The sequence below is a fragment of the Streptomyces sp. NPDC050704 genome (assembly GCF_040654355.1).
In the GTDB taxonomy this organism is placed as follows: Bacteria; Actinomycetota; Actinomycetes; order Streptomycetales; family Streptomycetaceae; genus Streptomyces.
The window spans coordinates 1-15,569 of record NZ_JBFAHW010000174.1 but is presented as its reverse complement, the minus strand read 5'-3'; the positions used below and the strand labels follow the sequence as shown (position 1 = coordinate 15,569).

Here is a 15,569-nt window from a genome sequence, read left to right as displayed (position 1 = left end):
GTCCTGACCCACGACGCCAAGTTCGACATCCCCCTGCTGCGTCTGGCGCTGACCCTCCCCGTGGGCTACGTCGGCGCGATGGGCTCGCGACGCACCCACGAGCACCGCGTCGACCTGCTCCGGGAAGCCGGCGTGCCCGAGGAGCAACTGGCCCGTCTGCACTCACCGATCGGCCTGGACATCGGCGCCCGTACGCCCGAGGAGACCGCCATCTCCATCACCGCGGAGATCATCGCCCACGCCAACCGCGGCACGGGTCTGTCCCTGTCGCAGGGCACCGGCCCCATCCACCCTTCCGCACAGCCTCTGCCGGACTTGGCGACGGCGCCGTAAGCATCACCGAACATGACGAACGAAGTTGAGGAGCAAGCAGCAAACAATCACGCGAAGTGGGCCACGGCATCCGACGGATGGAGCTGCGAAGAAACTGACGTGCCGCGCACGACAGCGAGCCGCTGGATGCCCCAGTGATCACGATGAGCCTCAGATGGCTCCGCCATTGACCCGGACGACCTGGCCGTTGATCCAGCGACCCTCTTCGCCCGCCAGGAACGAGACCACCGAGGCCATGTCGGCCGTCGTACCCAGGCGCTCCAATGGCGCAAGGGAAGCCAGCCGGTCAATCGTCGCCTGATCCCGGCCCTCCAGAAACGGGTCGGTCACGGTCGGGCCGGGGGCCACAGCGTTGGCCGTGACGTCCCGGCCCCGCAGTTCGCGGGCCAGGATCATGGTCAGTGCGTCGACCGCTCTCTTGGTGGCGCCATAGGGGCCATAAGTGGGCGTCGCCTGCACGACCATGGACGAGGAGAAAGTGATCAGCGCGCCGCCGGCGCGCAGTCGGCGTGCTGCCTGCTGGGCTACGACGAAGGTGCCGCGGATGTTGGTGCGGTGCATGTCGTCCAGGACGGCCAGATCGAAGTCGACGACCGGCTTCAGCACCATCTTGCCGGCCACGTGCGCGACCACGTCGACGCCACCGAATTCCTGCTCGGCCGTGTCGAACATCGCGGCCACCGCGTCCTCGTCGGCCTGCACGGCGATGGCCCGGGTGCCCGCCCGGATCGCGATGGCGACGGTCTCTTCGGCCTTCTCCTTGTCTCCGACGTAGCCGACGACGACGGCCAGGCCATCTGCGGCCAGACGGGTGGCCCCCTCACGGCCGATGCCACGAGAGCCGCCGGTCACGATGGCGACTCGAGGGGTACTCCCACACACGGGTTGCTCCTTTGAACGGTCTGCCGTCCACGATGGGTCCACAGCCCCCCGGCTACCAGGGGTCGCTTACTCAGGGGTCGGCAACCCCTGGAAAGCCGAGTGCGTTCAGGTCAGGGTGGTGGTGTGAATCTTTCGGAATTGGGCGACCTTTTGAGGTCACGCCGTGATCGCATCCGACCCGCGGATGTCGGCCTACCGACCGGGCCGCGCCGTCGTGTACTGGGTCTTCGCCGTGAAGAGGTCGCTCAGCTGGCCGGTGTCTCGGTCGACTACTACATCGAGCTGGAGCGCGGGGCGGGCGTCCAACCCTCGGAGCAGACGCTCGCCGCGCTCGCCCGGGCACTCCGACTCAGCCGGGACGAGCGCGACTACCTCTTTGCCCTGGCGGGCCGTCGGCTGCCCCCGTCCGGCAGTCCGGCCGACCACGTCCACCCGGGGATGCTGGACTTGATGCATCGCCTGGGGGACACACCGGCCCAGGTGGTCACCGACCTGCGCGTCATGCTCGTACAGAACCCGGCGGCCCGTGCACTGCTCGGTCCACCGCCGTCCACGACCGGATGGACCGCGAGCTTCCTGTACCGGTGGTTCACCGACCCGAAAGCACGAGCGCTATACCCACCCGAGGATCATGCCGAGCACACCCGCTCCTTCGTGGCCGACCTTCGTGCGGCCTCGGCCCGGCGCGACGCTGACCCCGATGTCCGTGCAATGATCACGGCACTGAGCGCCCGTAGTCCCGAGTTCTCCAAACACTGGGCCCAGCACGATGTTTCGTTCCGACGCCACGACAGAAAACGCCTGATACATCCAGAGCTCGGATTGCTTGAGGTCAATTGCCTCAACCTGTTCAGCGAGGACGGACGGCAACGACTGCTCTGGTTCACCGCCGCTGCCGGAACCGACTCGGTCGCCAAACTGGAACTACTCGCCGTGCTCGGCACACAGATCTTCGACCAGCAGGAGTCCTGAGTGGACGTTCTGTGATTCGTCGGTGCCGTTGGCACGTACCACTACTTCGGCGATTGGTGCGCCGACGGCGGCGAGGGCGCAAAGTACTGGCGCATAAGCGCGTGTGCACGCAAGAGCCCCAGGAAAGCTCAGCCTTCCGTAATCAGTACCAGATCCTCGGAGGAGTGAAAGGTCTCCACCGCATTGCTCGTGACATGCCGGGCGATACCCTGGTTGCGCGCATGAGCCTCCTTGAACGAGTCCGAGGCGATCCAGGCCCGAAAATCGGCATCGCTGCCAAACACGTTGATCGAAACACAGGGATCATCGGCACTGACGGAACGTAGGAGCGTGCTACGCCGCAGTCCATTCACGCCAGGCAGATAGGTGCGCATGTTGTGCCGGAAATGCGCTTCGAATTCGCCGGCACGGTCTGCAGGCACAAACAGTCGGTTCGTAGCAATGAACATATATCGCCTCTTCCTCGCGAACAACATGGAAACTTCGCATTCTCTCCTGGCTCGACCCGAGACCAGCAGATCGGTTGCGCACCATGAGAGGAATTCGCGACCGCTACGTCCGCACACCGCGTCCGGCGAAAATGGTGATCACTCGCAGCGGCGAAACGGGCTGGCGTCGATGGCCGTGCCGAAGAGATGTACGCCCCACTTCGGGCAGCCGCGTCGCGCGAAGACCCGGTCCGTACGGACGCTCAACTCCCATGTCCCCGCCGCCCTCGACATCGAGCGCCTCCCTGCTCACGGTGCACGGGTGGACCCGGCTCGTCGCGGAGCGGCCGCCGGCCGCCCCCGGCATCGGCGCTTGCATCCGCACGGGTTTTGCGCGCTGCTTGCCCCTCAGCTAGAGGTGTTCGCCCAACAAGGGATCCCTCAAACCGGGAATCCTTCCCGCCTCCGAGGACGTCTCGGCCGATTCCCATCGCCCTGGATCACCGCGATGCGATAAGTCTTCGACACGAATCCACTCCTCAGCCTGAGTGATCGATGTGCTCGCTTGGTCGCGAACGCCCACTCCGACGCGTCGCGGCATCGTGGCGTGAGCCCACCTAGGCCAGCGGCGACACACGTTACAAGCCCGTATTTGACAAGGCAGGTTTTCTCGCATGGAAAGCCCGCGCCGTTCCGGTCGCCGCGCGGCCGAAACCCCGTGCACCAGCCTCCCGAATCTCGATCGCGCACCGGGACTGCGCGGTCCACGGCCTTATGGGCGCGAATGGCGGGGGTTGTCATCCCCTGGTTACGCCGCCCTGACACGCGTAATGATGGTCCGCAGATGAACCACTGTTCTTTCAACATTCCTGGTTCGAGGGAGTTCCAAGACATGTCCGTTTCGGGAAACCATGGTATGTCCTACGCGGTAACCGTCTCCCGGCAGCTCGTCCACCGCGCCGCCATCTGCGAGGTGTTCCTGACCGATACTCAGCGCCGTTCTGACAACGAGTTCCTCGTCGCGGCGCAACTGCCACGCGTCCACAGCTACTACAGCGACCACCTGGTGACTCCCGCCGCCTACGACCCGTTTCTGTTACTCGAAGTGTTCCGACAGACCTCCATCCTGGTCGCCCACGAACATTGCGCCGTCCCGCTGGACCGCAAGTTCAGCTTCAACTCCGGCGAGTTCACTGTCCTCGACACCAAAGCGCTGGAAATCGGGCGGCTGCCTGGGCGGGGACTGCTGACCGCCGCCATCACGGGCGAGAAGCACCGCGGCGCTGAGCTCGTCGGCGTCACCCTGGAGATGCGGCTGGCTGTCGACGGCCACGACGCCGCATCCATGACCATGACCATCCAGTGGATGCCCGGCGATGCGTGGGACATGCTGCGTGAACGCGGCCGCGCTGCCCTCGACCTGGAGACTCCGCGCCCGCACCCCAGTGGCCGCCGGCTCAGCCCTGCCGCGGTCGGACGGCGCTCGCCCGACAACGTCGTCCTGGCGGAGGCGGCGGTCGTCGGACGCCGAGTCGTGGCTCAGGTCATCGTCGACCAGGCGCATCCGGCTCTGTTCGACCACCCACTCGACCATATCCCCGGTGCGCTGTTCTTCGAGGCATACCGGCAGACCGCCCTGCACGCGGCCCACGAACTGCTGGGTCTGTCGCCCCGGCGGCTGACGCTGACGCACTGCGCGGCCGCCTTCACACGGTTCGGTGAGTTCGAACTGCCCACCGTGTGCCAGGCCGATTTGGTCGAGGACCGGGAAACGCCAGGCGCGGCCGTCTTCCGTATGGAGATGCTCCAGGAGCAGACCGTGATCTCCACAGCCGAGGTCGCCCTGCGGTGCACCAGCCCCATCGGCAAGTTCCTCATCCCTGCCTCAGCCCAGGCCTCGGCGCCCCATGCCTGCTGAACCCTCCGCCTGACACGGCAGGCATGCCGTGCCGCACGAACTCCTTACTGCTTCATTTCACACCGCCCTGACAGGAGGGCCCTCCGTATGCCCCTGCCCATGGTCTGGTTCGACTTCGGCGGCGTACTCTCGCCACCTCTGGACGAGTTGTACGACGCCTACCACCGCAAGACCGGCATTCCGCCCGCGCAACTTCAGGCCGCTATGAAGGAGGTCGCGGACGAGATGGGCATGCCGACCCTGGCGCCCGTCGAGATCGCCGCTCTCACCGAGGACGAGTGGGGGCGTCGCCTCCGCCGTATCCTGACGAGCCGTCACCCAGAGCTTGATCTGAGCCGTGCCCGCCTGGAGTGCTTCGGCGAGCAGTGGTTCGACGGCGTCACGGCCAACCCGGTGATGGTGTGCGCCCTGCGGAACGCCCGCGACAACGGGTTCCGCGTGGGCATCCTGTCGAACAACGTCGTCGAGTGGGAGCCGTACTGGCGGGCGATCGTCGCCCCGGCCGGCGAGGTCGACTGTCTCATCAACTCATGCAAGGTCGGCGTCCGCAAACCCGACTCGGAGATCTTCGATCTGGCGGCCAAGGCGGCCGGTGTCACCCCCGAGGACTGCGTGCTCGTCGACGACCTCGCAGGCAACTGTGCCGCGGCCCGACGGCAGGGCTGGCAAGCCGTCCACTTCCGTGACAACCGCCAAGTCCTCGCCGAACTGCGGCATCTGACAGGTCTGCCCAGCATCCTCTGACGCTGCTCGCGGCACCCACACGCCGAACGCCCACCCCGCGTGGCCAAGCAGCATGGTCCGGCATGTGCTGTTTGCGCGTCACACATTGGACCGCGCGCGGCCTCCGCACCGAGATGAGCGGAATAGGTCGGTTGAACCACGACTCGTAGCCGGATTGCGAGGAGCAGAATCATGCCCACCAACGCCAGTCCTGTCCTGGTCGCCGGGGCCACCGGCCGCACGCGCGGTGTTCTCAAGGCCTTGAATACTGCCCCGTGATTCGCCAGTCCGTGTGTCCACTGCAACCACAGCCGCACGCGGGCGACTTGACGGTTTCTTGATGGTCTCTTCCCGGTTTGGCATCAGTGGCTTGCTCAGTCTGCTTCAGGCATCGGCCCGGGTTGCGGTCGGAAAGTCTTCGTGGCTACACGGCTCAAGTCTCAACGGCTGCAACCGTACGCCAGTGGTTCCCCTGGTCTTGAGTATCTGAAGCAGTGACGCCCCCTTGGCCGCTGCACACTACCGGCAGCCTGGCCCGGCAGCGGATGACGCTGCTGCCGACGGCTCAGCAAGGAGCGACATACCCATGAACTTGCCCCCCACGTCCATCCCTACAGCGCCCGGCGCCCTACCCATCATTGGACACAGCCACAGGCTGGCCCGCGATTCCCTTCCCTTCATGAGGTCCCTGCGTGACTACGGCCCCGTGGTCCGGATACGCATCGGCCCCACCCCGGCATACGTCCTGACCGATCCCGAGCTGGCACGGCGCATGCTCGTCACCGACGCGGCCCATTTCCTCAAAGGCGGCAGAGTCTTCGATGCCCTTCGGGCCTTCTTCGGCAACGGCATCGCCACGATCGCGGACGGCGATGCCCATCTCCACAACCGACGTCGGCTGCAACCGATGTTCAACAGGGCCCACATAGCCGCACGCACCGATCCCATGGTCGAGCAGGTCCGTGCCCTGGTCAGCTCCTGGGGGGAAGGCCAGGAGCGGGATGTCTATGCCGACATGAACGAGGTCACCCTCGCCGCCTTTCTTACCGCCCTGTTCGGCACGAACCTCCCCGATCACCTGGCGGCCGAGTTCACACAGCTCATGCCAGTGATCATGCGGGGGACGATACGCCAGACGATCCTGCCGTCCTGGGTCACCCGTCTGCCTCTGCCCGCCAACAGGGCCCATGAGGCCAACCTGCGGCGACTGCGCGCGATCATCGACCAGGCCACCGACCACGCCCGCGGATCACACCACGCCGACCCCGACGCCGCCGTCTCCGCAGCAAGGGACTGCCCCTATCACACCCAGCGGGGCGAAGGACTGCTCCAGACCCTTCTCACAACCGAGGACCTGCTCAGTCAGCAGCAACTCCAGGACGAGGTCATCACTCTACTCGTCGGCGCGATCGAGACCACCGGAACGACGCTGGCCTGGGCCCTGTACGAGCTGTCCCAGCACGACGAGATCACGGCGCGCCTGCGAACGGAACTGGACGCCGTGTGCGGGGAGAGGCCGGTACGCCACGAGGACCTGGACCGCCTGCTGTACATCCGCCAGGTTCTGCAGGAGGCCATCCGCAAGTACGGACCTGTATGGCTCACCACCCGCACGGCCACCCGGACCGTTGGCCTAGGGGGGCACCGTATTCCGGCGGGCTCCGATGTCGTCTGGAGCCCTTACCTCTACCAGCACGACCCTCAGGTCTTCGAAGACCCGGAGTGTTTCGACCCGGACCGATGGGCCCCTGAGCGCGCCAAAGAGGCCCGTAACTCCTTCCTGGCTTTCGGCGCCGGCCGCCGGCAGTGCATTGGAGAGGCCTTCGCGTGGGCGGAACTGACGATCATCCTGGCAACAATCCTGCAAACCTGGTCCGCCTTCCAGTTCACTTCCCGTACCCCGCAACCGCAGGCGGTGATGACGGTTACTCCAGACATGCTCACCATGGCGTACTACCGCCGGGCCGGTCCCGTGGCCGAAGCGGGCTCCGATGGACGCAACCGCCGCATCGGCCGGTGATGGGGAGACGAGCGGCATCACATGGGCGCTGAACCCCAGCGCCCACTTCAACCAGTGGAGTCCTCGTGACCGACTTCAGAATGCCCCTCTTCGAAGTCCCTTTTCCCGTGGAATGCAATCCGCACTTGGAGCGGGCGTCCCGGGCGATGTGGAGGTGGATCGACGCCTATGGCCTGGCACCGACCGACAAGGCACGCATCAGGATGCGGCGTACCAGGGCCGACCTGTCAGGGGCGTATGTGTGGCCTCGCGCCGACCTTGACACGCTGATCACCGGTCTTGGGTGGCTTGCCCTCACCTTCCGTATCGACGACCAACTCGACGAGGACGATCTCACCGAGAGGCTGTCGGCCCGGGTGACAGCCGTCGATGAGCTCTGCGACGTACTGCGAGGCACGTCGGTTCCCGCAAGGCCCCCGGTCGCCAGGGCACTGGGTGACCTGTGGTCGACGACCTCCCGTGGACGACCCACTGACTGGTGCGACGCCTTCCTACGACACTTCAGGGCGTTCCTTCGCTCCTACGCGACCGAGGCCCGCCTAAGCGCCGAAGGGACTGTTCCCGACCTCGATACCTACCTCGGCTGGAGGATGTACTCGGTGGGGATGCCCTGGCTGTGGGACCTGGACGAATTGCGCCTTCCCGTGCTGCTGCCCGACTCCGTGCGCACCTGCGGCGCGATGAACAAACTGCGCCGGGCCGGAGCACTGCACATAGCCATGGTGAACGACGTCTTCTCCGTCCGTCGTGAGACCCTCGTCGGCTACCAGTACAACGCCGTCACAATCCTCCGGGACACAGAGAACTGTTCACTCCAGGAAGCCGTGGACCGGGTGGCGGCGTTGGTCGCAACCCACCTCCGCACCGTCGCGGCAGCGAAGAAGGAACTCCGCGAGGAACTCGCCAGGCAAGCGGTGCCGCCCTTGGTTCACGCCGCCGCACTCGACTACGCGTCCAACATCGCCGCCAACCTGAGCGGGCAACTCGTATGGCATTCCTCGGTCCAGCGATACGCCGTCGACGACCTTCACCCTGCTGACCGGTCGGCGAGCTACCCCGATGATCTCCTGATCGGACGGCCCTTTCCAACGAATGAAGCGGAGCAAAGCTATTGACCATGCGTGCGCGGCCGCATGGCTGTCAAGGAGATGTGGGCCCGTTTGTTCAGCGTCTCCAGTCTCGCCCCCGAGATCGACTCCGCGACGCAGCAGCAATGGTTCATCGAAGACACGGCCCTCGAGATGTTCGAATGGAAGGTCGAACTCGCCGACGGATCAACGATACCCAGCCGCACCTGGACGGTTGTCCATTTCCGGGACGGGTTCATCGAGCGCGAGCGAGTCTATTGCGACAGCAATGCGTCGCATCTGGTGGAACAGGCGCTCGACAATGAGGAGTTCTTCAATTTCCCGGGTGTCGAACGCATTCCAAGCCGACACAATCTCTGCGACAAGACCGCTCCGTCACCGATCGGTGAGGAACAACGACCGTTCTCCACGTTCAAGCAGAGCGGCTCGCCGACACGTTCGGCGTACTCGTATAGAACAACCCCTTTCGCGCCGGGGGACGGCTGACGCCGTACTGGACCACCTCGCCGCCGAGGTCACCGTCGACGCGCCGGGCCAGCAGGCCGTGCTCGACCGGCTGCTGGACTGGATGCTGGTGTGCATGCTGCGCGAGTGGATCGACCGCCCTGGCGGCGAGCCCCGGCCTGGTGGGCCGCCCAGCGGGACCCGGTGGTCGGCGACGCGCTGCGCCTGCTGCACGCCGAACCGGCGGCACCGTGGACGGTCGCCGCGCCGGCCGAGCGCACCGGCGTGTCGCGTTCGACGCTGGCCAAGCGGCTCGCTGACCTGGTCGGCGAACCGCCGCTGACCTACCTCACCCGCTGGCGCATGACGCTCGCGGCAGATCCACTGGTCGAGCAGGAGTCCGCAACCGTCGCGGACATCGCCCGCTCGGTGGGTTACTCCGACCCGTTCGGGTTCAGCGCGGCGTTCAAACGGGTCCGGGGCGTCAACCCGAGCGAGTGTTCCGCCGCACCGCGACCGTGGCCTCCCCGGCGGCTGAGCGGTCTGCCCCAACGGGCCCCAGTCCGCTCGTAGTTGACGGCGAGTCGAACAAGCTGGTCGAAGCGTCACGGTGACGCTTCCGAAAATGCCGGCCTCCTCTTGCACCAGGCCTAGGGTCGGACACCGCCTCAGCATGCACGGAGCCTCTCCGGTGTCGTGGCGGTGGGGAGAAGGGCTACGGGGCGGGCACGGGGGCGACGTTGCCCGCCGCGTTGCAGCGGACGGTCCAGGGTGTCTCGTAGCCCTCCTCGTAGACCCGTACGTCCACCTCGGGGGATTGTTCGCTGTCGGACGCCTGGGCGTCGGCCGCGGTGCAGATGACCTGGCTGAGCCCGAGACCGCCACCGCGGGTCAGGTTCGCCACGGTCACTGGGAGGCGCAGGTCCACAGCGCCGTCGGCGCCCTGCGCGACCAGCCCCCCGTCGAGTGGGGGTACCTCGGTGCTCAGGCCGCGCGCGCGTTCGGCGGCGTCGGGACCTTTGAGGAGCAGGTCGAGTGCCTGTTGCGGGGGCAGGGGGGCGTCGACCTCGCGGGTGACGGCCTGAATGCCGTACGGGCTGACGAAATAGAGCTGGGCATAGTGGTGCGAGGACCCCGGTTCGCGCAGGCCGGACGCCGGGGCGCCGGCTCGGACAGGGCCGGTGGAGCCGATGCCGCAGCCCGACGACAGCAGGACCACCATGGCTACGAGACAGGTGAGCCGGCGCTTCATGGCTGGTCCTCCTGCCGGAGGGTACGCGGGAGTGCGATGGTGAACACCGCGCCGCCACCGGGGAGGTTGGCGGCGGTGAGGGTGCCGTGGTGCAGCCGTACGTTCTCCAGCGCGATGGCGAGTCCCAGGCCGCTCCCCTCGGACCGGCCCCTGGCGGCGTCCGCCTTGTAGAAGCGGTCGAAAACATGTGACAGGACCTCGTCGGGGATGCCGGGGCCGTCGTCGGCGACGTCGATCATGAGGGACTCCCGCGTGGCAGTCGCCCGGACCGTGACAGGAGCGGCGCCGTGGCGCAGCGCATTGCCGATCAGATTGGCGAGGACGACGTCGATGCGCCGCGCGTCGACTCGGAGGCGCGGGTCGTCCTCGGGAAGCTCGGTGATCACCTCGTCCGGCTCGCGCCAGCCGCGCAGGTCAAGCGTCTTGTGGACGAGGGTGTGCAGACTCACGTCGTCCAGGTGCAAAACCGCCGCACCCGCGTCGAAGCGGGAGATCTCCATGAGGTCCTCGACCATGCCGGCCAGCTTGCGGGTCTCGTCGCTGATGAGGAGGACCGCGTCGGCGGTGTCCGGAGGCAGGATGCCGGAGCGGGCATCCTCGTCGAGGGCGTCGGTGACGGCGGCCATCGCGGCGAGAGGAGTCCGCAGCTCGTGCGAGACGTCCGCGGCGAACCGACGGGCGTTGGCCTCCATCCGCCGCAGTTCGGCCCCGTCCCGCTCCAGTGCGGCCGCCATGGTGTTGAACGTGCCGGTCAGCGCGGCGAGTTCGTCCTTGCCGACGATGTCCAGGCGGGTGTCCAGGGCACCCGAGGTGATCTTCTCGGCGGCCGTACGCAGCTGCCGTACGGGACGCAGTACCCGGTGGGCCGCGAACAGGGCAGGCACGACGGCGAAGGCGAGCGTCGGGACGGCACCCGCCCAGGCCGCGGTGATCAGGGCGGAGACGTCGGCCTGTTCGCCGTCCAGTGGCAGAACGGCGTAGGCGACCAGCCCCGATGGTTTCCGCGCTCCATCGCGCCCACCGGCGTAGCTGATCGGCATGCCGATGAGCAGCCGGGGCCCGTCGGCGTGCTCCACACGCTCGTAGAAGGTGGCGTCGCCGTTCTCCGCCACGTCGCGCAGGGCGCCGCTGACGCCGCCCGCGGTGCCGATGAGCGGCCCGCCGTCGCGGGCGACGGCCGTGTGCCAGCCGCGCGCGCCCGAGGCGCTGTCCAGCCGGCGCGCGAAGATGCGCAGATCCACGTCATTGGGATCGGCCGGAAGGTTGGGGGCGAGCGAGTCGATCTGGAGGCGCAGTTCGCGGACGGCGCTGTTCTGGGTGCGGTCCAGAATCGAGCTGCGGGCCTGCCGGAAGGTGAGCACGGCGGTGATCGACGCACTGAGCGCGGCGACGAGGACAAACGCGACGACCAGGCGTGGACGCAGTCCGCGGGGCAGGGTGAGTTTCATGCGGGCAGCGGGCCGAAGCGGTAGCCGAAGCCACGCACCGTCTGAACGTATACCGGGCGGCGCGGATCCTCTTCGATCTTGGCGCGTAGCCGCATCACACAGGCGTCGACCAGGCGGGCGTCCGCGTAGTAGCTGTGCTCCCAGATGTCCTCCAGCAGCTGCTGGCGGCTGAAGGTCCGCTCCGGGGCGGCGCTGAGAAAGAGCAGCAGCTTCAACTCGGAGGGAGCGAGCGGGAGTTCCTCGCCGTGCTTGCGGACGATCAGCGCGTCGCGGTCGATTTCGAGATCGCCCACCGAGGTCGGACCGGCACCTGTGTCGGTGTCGGCCGGGGAGGGGGCGACGCGGCGCAGCACCGCGCGCATCCGGGCCTCGATGACGGCGGCGCCGGCGGGCTTGACGACGTAGTCGTCGGCGCCCGTCTCCAGGCCGATCACGACGTCGATGTCGTCGCCGCGTGCGGAGAGGATCACGATGGGAACCCGGCTGGTCTCGCGGATGCGGCGGCATACTTCCAGACCGCTCATGCCGGGCAGCATCAGATCGAGCAGCACCAGATCCGGCTTGATGGCGACCAGGGCATCGAGACCGTCCTCGCCGGTGCCGACCGCCTCGGTCTCGTGCCCGTTGCGGGACAGGCCCAGGACGACACCGCGGCGCACGGCCGGATCGTCCTCGATCAACAGGACACGGGTCATGTACGGGGCCCCTTCCGCGGTGAGCGTGTTGTTCCGACATTGTGTGCGCCGTCAGGGTGGACAGGGATCCGGGGGTCACTCCAACTGGTCGATGTCGACCGTGCCGGCCCCCGGCACCGGCTCGGGCACCGCCGCCCACAGGATGACTCCGGCCAGGGCCGCCGCGACCGTCGCGATCACCCCGCGCCTGCCGCGCGCCCACCTCGCCCGGAACCGCACCGGATCCTCGACGAACCGCTTCGTCACCGCGGCGGCCACCAGCGAAACTCCGATCGCGACGCCGGTTGCGCTCCAGTCCCCGAGCACCGACAGTCGGGGCAACAGCAGCAGGTACACCGGCCAGTGCCACAGATACAGGCTGTACGACAGCTCTCCCAGGCCCTGCGGCAGGCGGCTGCCCGCAATCCGTGCCGCCCAGGTGCCTGGCACCTGGGCCATCAGGACGATCAGTACGGCCGCGGCGAGAGAGTGCAGGAAGAGCCCGCCCCGGAAGAGCAGGGGCGCCGTCTCGCCCTCGGCCACAGCCCACGCCACCACCAGCCCACACCCCAGGACAAGGCACGCGCGGTCGGCCGCCCGGCGTGGCACACGGCGGACGAGGTTGCGCACCGACGCGGTGGCCGCGAGCGCCCCGAGCAACAGGGCCGCGCCACGGGTGTCGGTGCCCTCGTAGGCGCGGGTGGTGTCCACCGCGGCACCCAGCGAGACGGTCAGGGCGAGGGAGACCAGGGCACCCGCGCCGGCGAGCGAGGCCACGAGCCGCTCACCGAAACGCCCCCGGGCGGCCACCGCCACCACCAGCGGCCAGACCAGGTAGAACTGCCACTCCACACCAATACTCCACAGGTGGGCAAAGACGCGGGTGTCGGAGGCGTTCCAGTAGCCCACCTGCTCCGTGATGTAGTACCAGTTGACCGCCTGGGCCCCGACCCAGGGCATGTCGTCGAGCGCAAAGCGCAGCTGCGCCGTGCTCCCCCACGCCCATGTGGCCGCTACGGTCAGGACCACCACGCAGACGAGAGCGGGTATCAGGCGACGGGCACGGCGGGACCAGAACACGGCCAGGGCGATCCGGCCGCGCTCCGTGGCCTCGCCGAGGAGCAGCCCGGTGATCAGGTAGCCGGAGAGCACGAAGAACAGGTCGACGCCGAGAAACCCGCCGCGCAGATGCCCGGCGTGGAAGAGCAGCACGGCCGCGACCGCGAACCCGCGCAGCCCGTCGAGAGCTGCTATGTGCGCACGGCCCACCCCGCTGCGGCGTGCCGCACGGCGCCGGTCAGGCACCGCGCGGCCGCGCGCGGGCGACGGAAGACGCGAAAGCATGAAGTCAACCGTTCCGTCAGGCGGCACAGCCGAGCTTGCTGTATCGCTCGTCACCGGTCCAGGACTCCTGGGCCCAGGAGTCCACCGACGCCGGCGTGAAGTTCTCCTGTTCGCCGAGCTTGTCGGTGAACCACTTGGCGAAGGCGGCCGCCCCTTGTTGGCAGTTGTGGATCCCGTCCGCGGCGCGCTGGGCCTTGGCCGCCGAGGCGTCGGTGCCCCACACCTGCGAGGCGTCGAAGAAGGCCGCCGTGCCACCGCTCTTCCCGGCGACTTCCGCGGCTGCCTTGGGAGCGGTGCGCATCTGCGCCTCGTGTTGCCGGTAGAACGCGTCGATCTTGATGGGGGGTGGCGAGACGAACACCACCTTGGCCCCGGCGCCCTTGGCCGTGTCGACGGCCTTCTCGTAGGCGGCCCGCTGCTGGTCCTGGCTTCCCCAGTCGTACGTCGTGACTTGGTAGGCGATCACGGTGGGACGGAACAACTCGATGTCCTTGCGCAGTTGCATCCATGTCTCGCCAGAGATCATCTGCGTGATCTTCTCGCCGCTGTCGACGATGGTGCCCCCACCATCCGAAGAGGAGTTCTTGAACTCCACCTCACTGGCCTTCAGAGCCGCGCCCAGGGCGGGAGCCTCGGCGCCCGCGATGGAGTCGCCCAGCCACAGCACCTTCGCACCGGTGCGCGTCGTTGTGTTGCCGTGCCCCTCGTCCTGGCTGCCGGTGCCCTTCTCGCCGCACCCGACCAAGGTGAGGCCGAGCACGGCGACCACGGTGACCGCGCTCAGGGCGTAGCGGAGAGAACGGGGAAGGGACTTGTGCCTGTTGTTCATGCCCCCAGCACAACAGCCTTCGAGCGCCCGACCGCCCTCCGTCATCATTTGCTCATAGTCCGGACAAGGAGCGCTCATGAAGGCCGCCGCCCCAGACGCGGTGCGCGGTTCGTCGACGGCGGCCGGCGAGGGCGATTTCCGCTGACGCGTCGGCAAGGGGATGACTCCCCCGCCGAACCCGCCTACGAGCCTCCTCCCTGCGTGGCGAGGAGCCGCCATTCGCCCTGCCATCTGATGCGGTGCGCGGCGTACTTGGTGCCGGCGGTCACGCCCTCCCGGTACCGGCTCCCGCCCCGGAGGACCTGCCTCCCAGCCCCCGGGATCAGCACCGCCGCCACCGCCAGGTGCATCAGAACGAGGGAGACCCGGGCGCCGCCGTCGATGTCCAGCTTGTCCGCAGGTGCGTGCACCCGGACGACGAGTTCCTGCTCCCCGCCACACTGCCCGAAGGCTGGACCAGCGGGCGGCGCCCGGCACCTACCCGGCCCAGCTCCGCGCCCACGGCGGCCGTGACCAAGACATGTTTTCCCCGCTGCCGGCGGCACCCGCGGAATGTGCGAGGTGCCGTCGGCACTGGCTTTGAGGTGGCGGCATCGGGCGGGGAGACAACCTGGGGCGGACATACCGGTGTACGGTCCGATCCCCCACGCTCGTCCAAGAGGGCAGAGCTACGCCGGTGCTGCTGTCGTCCGGCGAAGAAACTGTCTGCGTTCCACTGGTGTGTCTCCCGTGTCCGAGAATCGCCGACGAACCAGTAGTCGTTCCCGGTGCCGGTCGAGTTCCCGCGGACTGCATCCGGTGTGATCGGCAGGTCCCGGATCCTCCTCCCGACTTTCGGCAACACGCGCATACCTCCCAAGGCTGCGGTGTTCCGAATCATCAGGCGGGTACTACGCCGTCACCGTCAGAAAGTGGGGCGTCCGACGCGCCAGGCAGCGTTTCCCGGCTGCCTCACTGAACGGGTGAACCCTCTCCGTCCGGCGAGGCGGACTGCCGCTCCCTCGCCTCCAGCGTCGCCAGGAGTTCGTCCGACATGAGCGGTCGGCTGAATTCCAAGAGGTCCCAGGTCAGCGGAGCCGGCCGCAACGTGCCGGCATCGAGGTTCACCATTGCTCGCGTCCCGCTGGCGTGGACGGTCGCGCGATCAGCAGACAGAATAACGAACTTATACGTGAAACTCGTACGCCCCACGTGTTCGAGCCAGAACTGCACCT

General features: G+C 67.6%; 17 protein-coding genes and 2 pseudogenes. 9 read left to right on the top strand and 10 right to left on the bottom strand.

What is annotated here, in order from left to right; translation table 11 throughout:
• A partial coding sequence (locus AB0I18_RS48370; RefSeq protein WP_363112231.1) for an XdhC family protein occupies positions 1-333 on the top strand: 333 nt, incomplete at its 5' end.
• Between the two features lie 150 nt (positions 334-483).
• On the opposite strand, the gene AB0I18_RS48365 is transcribed toward AB0I18_RS48370, so the two are convergent.
• On the bottom strand, positions 484-1,215 hold the full coding sequence (locus tag AB0I18_RS48365; protein WP_363112230.1) for an SDR family oxidoreductase: 732 nt from the start codon (positions 1,213-1,215) through the stop codon (positions 484-486).
• A gap of 123 nt (positions 1,216-1,338) precedes the next feature.
• Here AB0I18_RS48365 and AB0I18_RS48360 point away from each other — a divergent pair, with 123 nt between their 5' ends.
• On the top strand, positions 1,339-2,187 hold the full coding sequence (locus AB0I18_RS48360; protein ID WP_363112229.1) for a helix-turn-helix transcriptional regulator: 849 nt from the start codon (positions 1,339-1,341) through the stop codon (positions 2,185-2,187).
• Positions 2,188-2,315: 128 nt separating this feature from the next.
• On the opposite strand, the gene AB0I18_RS48355 is transcribed toward AB0I18_RS48360, so the two are convergent.
• A complete protein-coding gene (locus AB0I18_RS48355; protein ID WP_363112228.1) occupies positions 2,316-2,636 on the bottom strand; it encodes an antibiotic biosynthesis monooxygenase in 321 nt (106 codons plus the stop codon).
• A gap of 138 nt (positions 2,637-2,774) precedes the next feature.
• Complete coding sequence (locus tag AB0I18_RS48350) at positions 2,775-2,909, bottom strand: hypothetical protein (RefSeq protein ID WP_363112227.1); 135 nt, start codon at positions 2,907-2,909, stop codon at positions 2,775-2,777.
• 622 nt (positions 2,910-3,531) lie between these two features.
• Between AB0I18_RS48350 and AB0I18_RS48345 the strand changes: the two genes are divergently transcribed.
• The 7 genes and pseudogenes from AB0I18_RS48345 to AB0I18_RS48315 all read left to right on the top strand — a co-directional run bounded on the left by AB0I18_RS48345 (position 3,532) and on the right by AB0I18_RS48315 (position 9,381).
• Complete coding sequence (locus AB0I18_RS48345) at positions 3,532-4,533, top strand: ScbA/BarX family gamma-butyrolactone biosynthesis protein (RefSeq protein ID WP_363112226.1); 1,002 nt, start codon at positions 3,532-3,534, stop codon at positions 4,531-4,533.
• A gap of 87 nt (positions 4,534-4,620) precedes the next feature.
• The gene (locus AB0I18_RS48340; RefSeq protein WP_363112225.1) at positions 4,621-5,277 is read left to right on the top strand and encodes an HAD family phosphatase; all 657 of its coding nucleotides are present in this window, start codon (positions 4,621-4,623) and stop codon (positions 5,275-5,277) included.
• Between the two features lie 565 nt (positions 5,278-5,842).
• The gene (locus AB0I18_RS48335) at positions 5,843-7,276 is read left to right on the top strand and encodes a cytochrome P450 (protein WP_363112224.1); all 1,434 of its coding nucleotides are present in this window, start codon (positions 5,843-5,845) and stop codon (positions 7,274-7,276) included.
• A gap of 65 nt (positions 7,277-7,341) precedes the next feature.
• Positions 7,342-8,391 carry a sesquiterpene cyclase gene (locus AB0I18_RS48330; RefSeq protein ID WP_363112223.1) on the top strand — a complete coding sequence of 350 codons (1,050 nt, stop codon included), beginning with the start codon at positions 7,342-7,344 and terminating at the stop codon, positions 8,389-8,391.
• Positions 8,392-8,397: 6 nt separating this feature from the next.
• On the top strand, positions 8,398-8,850 hold the full coding sequence (locus AB0I18_RS48325) for a hypothetical protein (protein WP_363112232.1): 453 nt from the start codon (positions 8,398-8,400) through the stop codon (positions 8,848-8,850).
• Positions 8,816-8,905, top strand: a pseudogene (locus AB0I18_RS48320) (hypothetical protein); the annotation flags it as partial. The gene AB0I18_RS48325 and the pseudogene AB0I18_RS48320, both read left to right, overlap by 35 nt.
• Positions 8,906-8,955: 50 nt before the next feature.
• A complete protein-coding gene (locus AB0I18_RS48315) occupies positions 8,956-9,381 on the top strand; it encodes a helix-turn-helix transcriptional regulator (protein ID WP_363112222.1) in 426 nt (141 codons plus the stop codon).
• A gap of 142 nt (positions 9,382-9,523) precedes the next feature.
• Here the strand turns inward: AB0I18_RS48315 and AB0I18_RS48310 are convergent, their stop codons facing one another.
• The 7 genes and pseudogenes from AB0I18_RS48310 to AB0I18_RS48280 form a co-directional block, all read right to left on the bottom strand.
• Complete coding sequence (locus tag AB0I18_RS48310) at positions 9,524-10,060, bottom strand: hypothetical protein (RefSeq protein ID WP_363112221.1); 537 nt, start codon at positions 10,058-10,060, stop codon at positions 9,524-9,526.
• The gene (locus AB0I18_RS48305) at positions 10,057-11,508 is read right to left on the bottom strand and encodes a HAMP domain-containing sensor histidine kinase (RefSeq protein ID WP_363112220.1); all 1,452 of its coding nucleotides are present in this window, start codon (positions 11,506-11,508) and stop codon (positions 10,057-10,059) included. The genes AB0I18_RS48310 and AB0I18_RS48305 overlap by 4 nt, the downstream gene beginning before the upstream one ends.
• Positions 11,505-12,203: a response regulator transcription factor gene (locus AB0I18_RS48300; RefSeq protein WP_363112219.1), complete on the bottom strand. Its 699-nt coding sequence runs from the start codon at positions 12,201-12,203 to the stop codon at positions 11,505-11,507. The genes AB0I18_RS48305 and AB0I18_RS48300 overlap by 4 nt, the downstream gene beginning before the upstream one ends.
• A gap of 75 nt (positions 12,204-12,278) precedes the next feature.
• On the bottom strand, positions 12,279-13,526 hold the full coding sequence (locus tag AB0I18_RS48295; protein ID WP_363112218.1) for an acyltransferase: 1,248 nt from the start codon (positions 13,524-13,526) through the stop codon (positions 12,279-12,281).
• A 16-nt stretch (positions 13,527-13,542) separates the two neighbouring features.
• Positions 13,543-14,355, bottom strand: coding sequence for an SGNH/GDSL hydrolase family protein (locus AB0I18_RS48290; RefSeq protein ID WP_363112217.1), 813 nt, complete (start codon positions 14,353-14,355; stop codon positions 13,543-13,545).
• A 182-nt stretch (positions 14,356-14,537) separates the two neighbouring features.
• Positions 14,538-14,765 (bottom strand): hypothetical protein, encoded by a 228-nt coding sequence (locus AB0I18_RS48285; protein WP_363112216.1) that lies wholly within the window; start codon positions 14,763-14,765, stop codon positions 14,538-14,540.
• 541 nt (positions 14,766-15,306) lie between these two features.
• Positions 15,307-15,569 (bottom strand): annotated as a pseudogene (locus AB0I18_RS48280) (hypothetical protein); the annotation flags it as partial.

What these genes read in the sequence shown, in the direction of transcription:
- AB0I18_RS48355 (WP_363112228.1), bottom strand. Translation starts at nt 2,636, where the DNA reads ATGTTCATTGCTACGAACCGACTGTTTGTGCCTGCAGACCGTGCCGGC.
- AB0I18_RS48350 (WP_363112227.1), bottom strand. Translation starts at nt 2,909, where the DNA reads ATGTCGAGGGCGGCGGGGACATGGGAGTTGAGCGTCCGTACGGACCGG.
- AB0I18_RS48345 (WP_363112226.1), top strand. Translation starts at nt 3,532, where the DNA reads ATGTCCTACGCGGTAACCGTCTCCCGGCAGCTCGTCCACCGCGCCGCC.
- AB0I18_RS48340 (WP_363112225.1), top strand. Translation starts at nt 4,621, where the DNA reads ATGCCCCTGCCCATGGTCTGGTTCGACTTCGGCGGCGTACTCTCGCCA.
- AB0I18_RS48335 (WP_363112224.1), top strand. Translation starts at nt 5,843, where the DNA reads ATGAACTTGCCCCCCACGTCCATCCCTACAGCGCCCGGCGCCCTACCC.
- AB0I18_RS48310 (WP_363112221.1), bottom strand. Translation starts at nt 10,060, where the DNA reads ATGAAGCGCCGGCTCACCTGTCTCGTAGCCATGGTGGTCCTGCTGTCG.
- AB0I18_RS48305 (WP_363112220.1), bottom strand. Translation starts at nt 11,508, where the DNA reads ATGAAACTCACCCTGCCCCGCGGACTGCGTCCACGCCTGGTCGTCGCG.
- AB0I18_RS48300 (WP_363112219.1), bottom strand. Translation starts at nt 12,203, where the DNA reads ATGACCCGTGTCCTGTTGATCGAGGACGATCCGGCCGTGCGCCGCGGT.
- AB0I18_RS48295 (WP_363112218.1), bottom strand. Translation starts at nt 13,526, where the DNA reads ATGCTTTCGCGTCTTCCGTCGCCCGCGCGCGGCCGCGCGGTGCCTGAC.
- AB0I18_RS48290 (WP_363112217.1), bottom strand. Translation starts at nt 14,355, where the DNA reads ATGAACAACAGGCACAAGTCCCTTCCCCGTTCTCTCCGCTACGCCCTG.